This is a genomic window from Moorena sp. SIO4E2, assembly GCF_010671945.1.
GTDB lineage: Bacteria > Cyanobacteriota > Cyanobacteriia > Cyanobacteriales > Coleofasciculaceae > Moorena > Moorena producens.
The window spans coordinates 1-8,274 of sequence record NZ_JAAHIE010000335.1; the positions used below are offsets into that span (position 1 = coordinate 1).

The window sequence follows — 8,274 nt, forward strand, 5'->3', positions numbered from 1 at the left end:
CAGCTGTTTTTATATTTATCTTGTTAACTTGGATCTATTTAACGAAAATTACAGTCAAACTTGATAATAACAGTTTATCCTCAGAATATTTTAAGATTCCATACAAAGAAGTCCAGAAACTGGTAAAAATGTCTCAGGGAGAAAAATACGTTGCTATTTTATTTGGTTTAACAGCATTGTTGTGGATTTTTCGGGCAGATATCACCATCGGTTCCTTTACATTAACGGGTTGGTCAAACTATCTGGGGGTGGCTAACTTTGTTCATGATTCCAGTGTGGCTGCCCTAATTGCTGTGATCATGTTTATACTTCCTGTAAAAACAGAAACAGGAGATAAAATAAAGCTCCTAGACTGGGAAACCGCTGTAAAAATTCCTTGGGGAATATTGCTGCTATTGGGGGGTGGAATTGCAATTTCTAAAGGGTTTGCTGCATCAGGTTTGTCTCAATTCTTAGGGGATAATTTACAAATTGGATTGCAGGGACTTTCAACGGTTTTAATGGTGGTTTGCATCATGTTGGGGTGACTATAAGTTACAGGTTGCAGGTTAGAAGGTTGAAGGTTGGAAAGTTGAAGGTTGGAAGGTTTAAGGTTGGAAGGTTTAAGGTTTGTTAGAGGTGATAGCTTGAAGGTTGGAAGGTTGTTCGCGTAGCGTGGCCTTTTGGCCAAGGTTTGTTAGAGGTGACAGCTTGAAGGTTGGAAGGTTGAAGGTTAAACAAGAAACAGCATCAATGGTAACACGGGATGGAGTGCGGCTGGATGCGGATATCTACCGTCCCGATAGTGCTGGTGAGTTTCCCGTCTTGCTGATGCGGCAACCCTATGGAAGAGCGATCGCATCTACGGTAGTTTATGCTCATCCCACTTGGTATGCTGCCCACGGTTACATTGTGGTGATTCAAGATGTCAGGGGGAGGGGCACTTCAGACGGTAAGTTTGATTTGTTTGCCCACGAAGTGGAAGATGGCTTTGATAGTGTTAACTGGGCAGCCAGTTTACCCGGTAGCACTGGGGATGTGGGCATGTACGGCTTTTCCTATCAGGGGATGACTCAACTGTACGCTGCTGCCAGCTATCCCAGCGCTCTGAAAACGATCTGTCCAGCGATGATTGGCTATGATTTATACAGCGATTGGGCCTATGAGGGAGGGGCGTTTTGTTTACAAGCTAATCTGGGTTGGGCGATACAATTAGCAACAGAAACGGCACGATTGCGGGGAGATGAGCAAGCCTATCAACTGCTGTATGCGGCATCTCGGAATTTACCCCTGTATGACCCAATTCCGGCTCGGCCTCAAATTCTCCAAGACTTAGCACCAGACTCCTTTTATCACGACTGGTTAGACCATCCTCACCCAGATCAATACTGGGAAAAACTATCTCCCAAGGGAATGATGCCGGATGTAGACATGCCCATGTTACATATTGGCGGATGGTTTGACCCATTTTTGCGAGGGACACTTCATTTATATAAGGATATGGCATCTCATGGCAGTTCGCCCCAGCATCTGATCATTGGACCTTGGGCGCACCTGCCTTGGGGGCGTAAAGTGGGAGCAGTCGATTACGGTCCCGAGGCGAATAGTCCCGTTGATGGCTTGCAAGTGCGTTGGTTTGACCAGTTCCTCAAAGGAATTGATACCAACGTGGTTGAGCAACCCCCTGTTTCTCTATTTGAGATGGGAACTAATCGGTGGCGTTATTTTGATAGTTGGCCTGATGGAAATCAGAAATCTTATTATCTGGTAACTTCCGGTTTAGCCAGTGTCAGGGAAGATTCTGGAAAATTAGTCCCAGAAGAGTCTCAAGGAATGCAACAGCGATCGCAGACACAGGGAGTATCCCAAATCCAGCATACCTTTGATCTATCCTGTGATCTATTAGTTCATGACCCTTGGCGTCCAGTTCCAGCAATAGGGGGTCATGCAGCCATGCCAGTCGGTTCATGCGATCGCACTTCCATAGATTGTCGCACAGATGTTTTAACCTACACCTCTCCACCCTTAGCAGAAAATTTACATTTGGTAGGGGATGTGCTGGTAGAGGTGTTTTGCACAGCTGATACTCCCAGTTTTGATATCTGTGCAGTGTTGTCGGAAGTCCATCCCGATGGCAGGGTTTACAATGTCACTCAGGGATATGGGCGGGTGAATCCTGGAGACAATACTAATCCGTGGCGTATTCGATTCCAAGCAACTTTTGTGCGTATTGCCCAAGGGAATCAGTTGCGCTTGAGCTTAAGTGGGGCTTGTTTTCCCGCTTATCCAGTCAATTCCGGCACCGGGGCTTTTCCTGGTGAAAGTCGATTGATGGATGCTGAGATTATTACTTTGATAGTGAGTTGTGGAGGAGATTATCCAACTCGTGTTTTATTACCTATTTTTAACTCTGACCCAAAATGAGCGCCATGATCAATTTAGCGCTATAGCTGACAGGTCTCCAAAGCAGCAACTAACTGCTCGAAATGATCCAATGTATGAGTTGCCATAACTGAGATCCGAATTCGACTCGTAGGCACTGTAGGAGGACGAATAGCAGGGGCAAAGATACCAGCTGCTTTCAAGGTTTCCCCAACAGCAAGAGCCTCAGTAGCACTATTTATGGAAATGCAAAGGATAGGTGACTCGGAGGGCAAACAGTTGAGATTAGGCAGCTGTTGAGTAATTAACTGTTTGAGAGTCTCTACATTATTCCTAAGTTGAGCGCACCGTTCTGGTTCTTGTTGGACAATTTGGATTGCTGCTAATGCTGCTGCTGTATCTGCTGGAGATAAAGCAGTGGTGTAAATCCAGCTAGGAGAACGATTTCGGAGGAAATCAATTAAAACCGCTGAACCCGCCACATACCCTCCCAAACTACCCAAAGCTTTACTGAGGGTGCCAACTTGAATAATGGTTTCTCCAGTACAGCCAAAATGTTCCACACACCCAGCGCCTGTAGCGCCCAAAACTCCCGTAGCATGGGCTTCATCCACCAGAAGCATACAATTAAATTGGTTTGCCAACCCTAATAGCTCAGGCAAGGGGCATAAATCACCATCCATGCTAAAGACGCTATCAGTAACAATTAAGCAACGGCGGTACTGTTGTCGGTATTGAATCAGTTGACCCTGCAAAGAAGCCATATTGCAGTGCTCATAATCGATTACCTGGGCACCGCTCAAAATTGCCCCATTTTTCAGGCTGGAGTGGTTGTACTGATCCCCTAGGATTAAATCCCGTTTCCCTACTAAAGCCGCAATCGTACCTATATTTGCCAAATACCCAGAGCTATAGACGATCGCATCTTCAGTTTGTTTGAGAGATGCGATCGCATTTTCCAATTCTCGATGCAGTTCCCGGTGTCCAGTGAGTAATCTTGAGCCAGTGCTACCAGTACCATAGTCCTTAGTAGCCGTAACTGCGGCTTCGATTAAAGGAGGAGAGCCCGCCAGTCCCAGATAGTCATTACTAGCAAAGTTAATCACCTCTCGCCCTTCCAGTTGCACCACAGCACCAGGCATACTTTGTAGAGTTTGTACTGAACGATACCAATTGGCTTTCTCAATCGTGGCCAGGGATAGCTTTAGCCAAGCATAAGGGTCAGTAGACATTAGACATTGTATTTGGTGGTGAGACTTGGGCTTGGTGCCGGTTGAATCTTAATCATCTTTTTTCGCCTTCACCCCAACTAACTCTGGATTGCCATCTAAAGAACCGTATAGGATATTTCCCCTCTTGTTGTCTGGTTTATAGAAAAGTAGTCGTTGCTCCAGTCGTTGCAGCTGCCGTTGAGCTGCTTGTGGATTCTTCGAGTAATACTTCTTCAGGTCAATCTTGAAGTGCCGATTAATTTCTGACCATGGGATATCCCAAAGTTGGTCACCACAAAGTACCTCTAATTCCCATCCCTCAATATCAGTGTCCTTGATGTCTAGCTCAACTTCCCTGGGTTCAACCTCAATCAGCTTGCACTTCTCCATTTTGTTAGGGGAGCAGCTACTGAGTAATGTTACTCCCACAGTCAGCAACAAGAGGATGCTACAGAGTTTGTTATTCAAAAAAGATTTTTGGTAAATTTTCATGTCTGCCACCAAACTTCACGATCCTAATAGTATTGACTCATCATCTAGCAAAGGGAATAGGGAGTAGGGAATAGGGAGTAGGGAATATGGCATCAAAAATTCTCACAATTCCTACACGGATCCCTATCCCCTACTAAATTATAGATTGGATCTGGGGATGAATTACCGGAACTGTTAACTATCTATATCTATCAAAATGCAGTTGACAAAATAATAATTTTATGCTAATAAATAGTCGAAATTCACCAGCTATAATAGCTAAGTAAGTCCTGAAAATGAAACATTTTTAAATTCTGGATTCTTCAATTACTAGATTGTAGATCAAACTAGGGTTCTTATGTACTTGTTATGCTAAATAAACAGTCTGGCAAAGGGACTTCGGAGCAGGGACTTCGGAGCAGGGACTCCGGAGCAGGGACTTCGGAGCAGGGAATAGTGGAAAAAGGCCGTATTCAGAAAATTTTGTGAGTTGAATAGCAGAATTTTCCTGTCTTGATTATTGCCCGAGTGGGGGAAACCACGGCAGTTCCTCATGGGGAGGGGCTGGGTGTTAAGACATAACCGCAGGATGGGGGAGCGTTTATAGTCGATAGGTAAAGAGTAATAATTTTAAGTTACATGAAATAAGGCTCCCCTCTCCTTACGGTAATTCAAAGCAAACCTTCGTCCGCACCGCTGTTTGCCCCGTGGAAACGGCAATAGCGAGTGGGGGTTTCCCCCAAGACCGAGCTGCCTCCCCTTTAGCCCCACTGCCTCCCCTGTTCCGAAGCTGCATCGCTTGTAAAGTAAGCTTTATGAGTTTTTTAACTGGAACTTTCGCATAAAAGGTACTGAAGACCCCAAACTAGATATAGAAAATAATCACTGGTCAGTAGTAAAAATTAGATATAGCACTACCCATTAAGGTTAGGAAATTGATACAACCTGAAAAGCTTTTGTAGTAAAATTTTGCCTCTTGCCAATGCCATTGCCCGTAGCGCTATACACTCAATTGAGTGATCATGAGCCTAGCAACGATATCGAAAAAATTAGGGATAGTAACTAACAACTGACCAATCACCTGACCAATTACAAGGAAAACATTCCTTCAAAATTACTCTTTATGAATCATGAGCAAGATAAAACTACCGTTAGCACCGCCAATCTTAGGAATTGCATTAGCAATTGTCAGCTTTAGTAGCAGTATTGCCTTGCCAGGGATTTCAACAGCTAATCCTAGCAATTCCCGGTTGGACTCAAATCAACGTTCTCCAACAGCAGAAGTGGCTCAAAACCACCGAGAGCAAGAGCGAATTACTTCAAGGAATCCACAGCCATTAGGTATCAGTCTAGATTGGGTGCCACCAAATGTACCGGAACGAGGTGTACCCGGTAAACGAAAAGCAGCGGCAAGCCGTGGGGGATGTCCAAAAGTCGAGCCACCTTTGACTGCCTTGGTCCCTGCTAGCCCCACCATTGCCAGTGAGGGTCAAATTGCATCAGAATCGGTTTTCGGCTTAACCGTTGTTTCTCATCCCACCTTCTGGTTTTATGTTCCCTATGCCCTGACACCGGACTTGCCTTTGGAGTTTGTGCTACAAGATGAAAACCATAACGAAATCTACTGGACTAAATTTGTTGCCTCATCTTCCTCACCAAGTGTAGTAGGCATCGAACTTCCATCAACAGTCGCCTCCCTTGAGGTTGGTAAACAGTATCGTTGGTACTTTGTGGTTAAATGTGAGCGACTGGGATCTCCTGTAGTGACAGGGTGGGTAAAACGGATGTCACTCAACCCATCCCTCAAAAATCAGTTAGACCAAGCGACATTAGAACAGAAAGCGATTATCTATGCCAGATCAGGGATCTGGTATGATACCCTTAATGCTCTAGCTAAGCTACGTCAGCAAAATTATAGCAATGACCTGCTGATCAAGGATTGGGTGAAATTATTGCAGTCTGTTGACTTAGATGCGATCACGCAAGCACCCTTTCTGGAATTTTAAGATCAAGTCGCTCTAATTCCATTACCAGCAAGAGAGTGGGTCATTTCCGGTATTGGTCATTGGTCGAGCCTCCTGTGTATTTTAAGGATGCAAGCATCCAAGCCTTATTTCAGTTCCGGATGAGTTGTACTTTCTTCGGAAACACCCATGTGATTAATAGTAGCGAGTAGCTGGTAAAGACGGCTAACATCTCGTCGATTGAAGTGGAAAACCAGACGGGGGAGTTCAGCGGTTTCATCAGGTAGTTCTTCCGGTAAAACCTGACTTTTCTCAATCCGTCCCTGAACCAAGATATCGCTAAAATCCTGATTTAGCTGTTCAACCTCAGGGTTTGACAACTCAGATTTGAGGCGAATCACGAATTGATCTCTGACATAGCGGCTAGAGTGATAAACCCGGTAAAACCGATTAATGGTTTCGTAAGCCACATCTAAGTTATCTGTGATGGTATAGAGACTGGAATCCTCTGGCCTGATCAAACCCCGTTGCATGAGGTGCTTGTGAATATAAGCATCCCAATCTTTCCAGTAGGTGCCACCAGGTTTATCAATCAGTACTAAAGGAGTTGGTTCTAATCGTCCTGTCTGACAAAGGGTTAAAGACTCAAAGGCTTCATCCTGAGTACCAAAGCCACCAGGAAATAAGGTAAGCGCATCCGTTTCCTTGATGAAAAATAGCTTGCGAGTGAAAAAATACTTGAACTCAATTAGCTTGGGATCCCCTGCGATAAACGAATTTGATCCGTGCTCAAACGGTAGTTGAATATTCAGACCAAACGAATGCTTAGAGCCAGCACCTTTGTTTCCTGCCTCCATAATGCCACCACCAGCACCAGTCATTACCATAAATCCCTGCTGGGTTAAATGATAGGCAAATTCAGCTGCCAGCTGATATTCAGGAGTATTTGGGGCAAGGCGTGAGGAACCGAAAATGGTAACTTTCCGAACATGACGATAGGGATAAAAAACTTGAAATGCCCGCTCCATATCTTCTAGAGAAGCGGTGATTATTTTCCAGTCCAGACGGTCAATTTCTTCCCCAGTTAGTCGCACTAGCACTGCCAGAGACCGTTTGATCAATTTACGATTTTCTAGATTAGGTAGCTGGTCAATCAGTGTTGCTAAATCCGTTGACAGTGAGTTGAAGCCATCCGCAGAAGGAGATAGGGTCATATCGTATCCAGTTGACTACTTATCATTAAAGGTTTTTCGTCAATTGAAAATTGAAAATTGAAAATTGTCAATAGTCAACTCGCTTGACCTTTGGTCACGCTTCGCGAACGCTCCAATTCAAAATTAAAAATTATTAATTCAAAATGACAATCAGTGGGGGCTTGTACCCGGAATTAATTAATTCAAAATTTGTTCTAAACTTGATGCGTAAATTTTTAATTTTTAATTTTTAATTTTTAATTCCCCAAAGGGGTAAAGGATGAATTAGCAATTAACAATTAACAATTAACAATTAACGATTTTCCTGAATACGAAGTGATTAATAAGGTAAGCATTCAGCCGTCAGCCGTGAGCTAAAAGCTCACGCTACTTGAGGTGCCGTGAGCTGACGTAACAGAGATTAAACCAATGGTTAAGCTGTTGTGCATTTAAATTCTACAACACCAAGGCAGAAGGCAGAAGGCAGAAGGCAGAAGGCAGAATGTAAAAGAGTTTCAGTTTTTTTTTCTGATTTAATCAAAGGGAGTTTAAATACGCGACAGCTTACTGGTTTTATTCAAAAGCTGATAGCTGAATGCTGATAGCTGAATGCTTACTTAATAAGACTAGATATTATTCCCCCGACTTATCACGAACGCCTTTAACAATCCGAGAGAGTTCGCTCTTTTCATCGACGGGAATCCGAGTGGGAGAACCACTGATAATTCGTTCGTAATTGCGGAAGGAATCCTTAATTTCTGGTCCATCCTTACTGATAGTGTACTCTCGGATACCTGTATCATGCCAAGAGCCACGCATCTTAAATACATTGATAGCACGGGACATTTCACCACGAATTTCCACATACTGTAGCATTATAATTGTGTCAGTAATTGTAGAAATATGGGAATCGGTAATGGAGTGAGCTCCCATAAATTTATCTGTGGTATTGGTAAAAAATCCAGTTATTTCTTCTTGCTTCGCATAGCCCGTCACACCAATCACAAACTGCCGAAAGGCATTGTTGCTCACTCCCCGTGCTAAAGCAGAAAGAGAGTCGATGGCAATGCGAGA

Annotated in this window: 7 protein-coding genes; 3 read left to right on the forward strand and 4 right to left on the reverse strand. The window is 43.9% G+C overall.

Annotation, left to right across the window (positions count from 1 at the left end; genetic code table 11):
• Both F6K37_RS26145 and F6K37_RS26150 read left to right on the forward strand, forming a co-directional pair.
• On the forward strand, window positions 1-527 hold a 527-nt coding region (locus F6K37_RS26145), incomplete at its 5' end, for an anion permease (protein WP_287253219.1).
• A 205-nt stretch (window positions 528-732) separates the two neighbouring features.
• Entirely contained in the window at window positions 733-2,403 is a 1,671-nt protein-coding gene (locus F6K37_RS26150) for a CocE/NonD family hydrolase (protein WP_287253221.1), read from the forward strand.
• Between the two features lie 20 nt (window positions 2,404-2,423).
• On the opposite strand, the gene bioF is transcribed toward F6K37_RS26150, so the two are convergent.
• Together bioF and F6K37_RS26160 are read right to left on the reverse strand one after the other, a co-directional pair.
• Window positions 2,424-3,593 carry an 8-amino-7-oxononanoate synthase gene (bioF, locus tag F6K37_RS26155; protein WP_287253224.1) on the reverse strand — a complete coding sequence of 390 codons (1,170 nt, stop codon included), beginning with the start codon at window positions 3,591-3,593 and terminating at the stop codon, window positions 2,424-2,426.
• Between the two features lie 48 nt (window positions 3,594-3,641).
• Window positions 3,642-4,064, reverse strand: a complete 423-nt coding sequence (locus tag F6K37_RS26160; RefSeq protein ID WP_008182363.1) for a hypothetical protein — start codon at window positions 4,062-4,064, stop codon at window positions 3,642-3,644.
• Window positions 4,065-5,173: 1,109 nt separating this feature from the next.
• Here F6K37_RS26160 and F6K37_RS26165 point away from each other — a divergent pair.
• Window positions 5,174-6,049, forward strand: a complete 876-nt coding sequence (locus tag F6K37_RS26165) for a DUF928 domain-containing protein (RefSeq protein WP_287253227.1) — start codon at window positions 5,174-5,176, stop codon at window positions 6,047-6,049.
• A gap of 104 nt (window positions 6,050-6,153) precedes the next feature.
• On the opposite strand, the gene F6K37_RS26170 is transcribed toward F6K37_RS26165, so the two are convergent.
• Both F6K37_RS26170 and F6K37_RS26175 read right to left on the reverse strand, forming a co-directional pair.
• Window positions 6,154-7,221 (reverse strand): LOG family protein, encoded by a 1,068-nt coding sequence (locus F6K37_RS26170; protein ID WP_287253230.1) that lies wholly within the window; start codon window positions 7,219-7,221, stop codon window positions 6,154-6,156.
• A 612-nt stretch (window positions 7,222-7,833) separates the two neighbouring features.
• A partial coding sequence (locus tag F6K37_RS26175) for an ATPase domain-containing protein (protein WP_287253232.1) occupies window positions 7,834-8,274 on the reverse strand: 441 nt, incomplete at its 5' end.

What these genes read in the sequence shown, in the direction of transcription:
- F6K37_RS26150 (WP_287253221.1), top strand. Translation starts at nt 733, where the DNA reads ATGGTAACACGGGATGGAGTGCGGCTGGATGCGGATATCTACCGTCCC.
- bioF (WP_287253224.1), bottom strand. Translation starts at nt 3,593, where the DNA reads ATGTCTACTGACCCTTATGCTTGGCTAAAGCTATCCCTGGCCACGATT.
- F6K37_RS26160 (WP_008182363.1), bottom strand. Translation starts at nt 4,064, where the DNA reads ATGAAAATTTACCAAAAATCTTTTTTGAATAACAAACTCTGTAGCATC.
- F6K37_RS26165 (WP_287253227.1), top strand. Translation starts at nt 5,174, where the DNA reads ATGAGCAAGATAAAACTACCGTTAGCACCGCCAATCTTAGGAATTGCA.
- F6K37_RS26170 (WP_287253230.1), bottom strand. Translation starts at nt 7,221, where the DNA reads ATGACCCTATCTCCTTCTGCGGATGGCTTCAACTCACTGTCAACGGAT.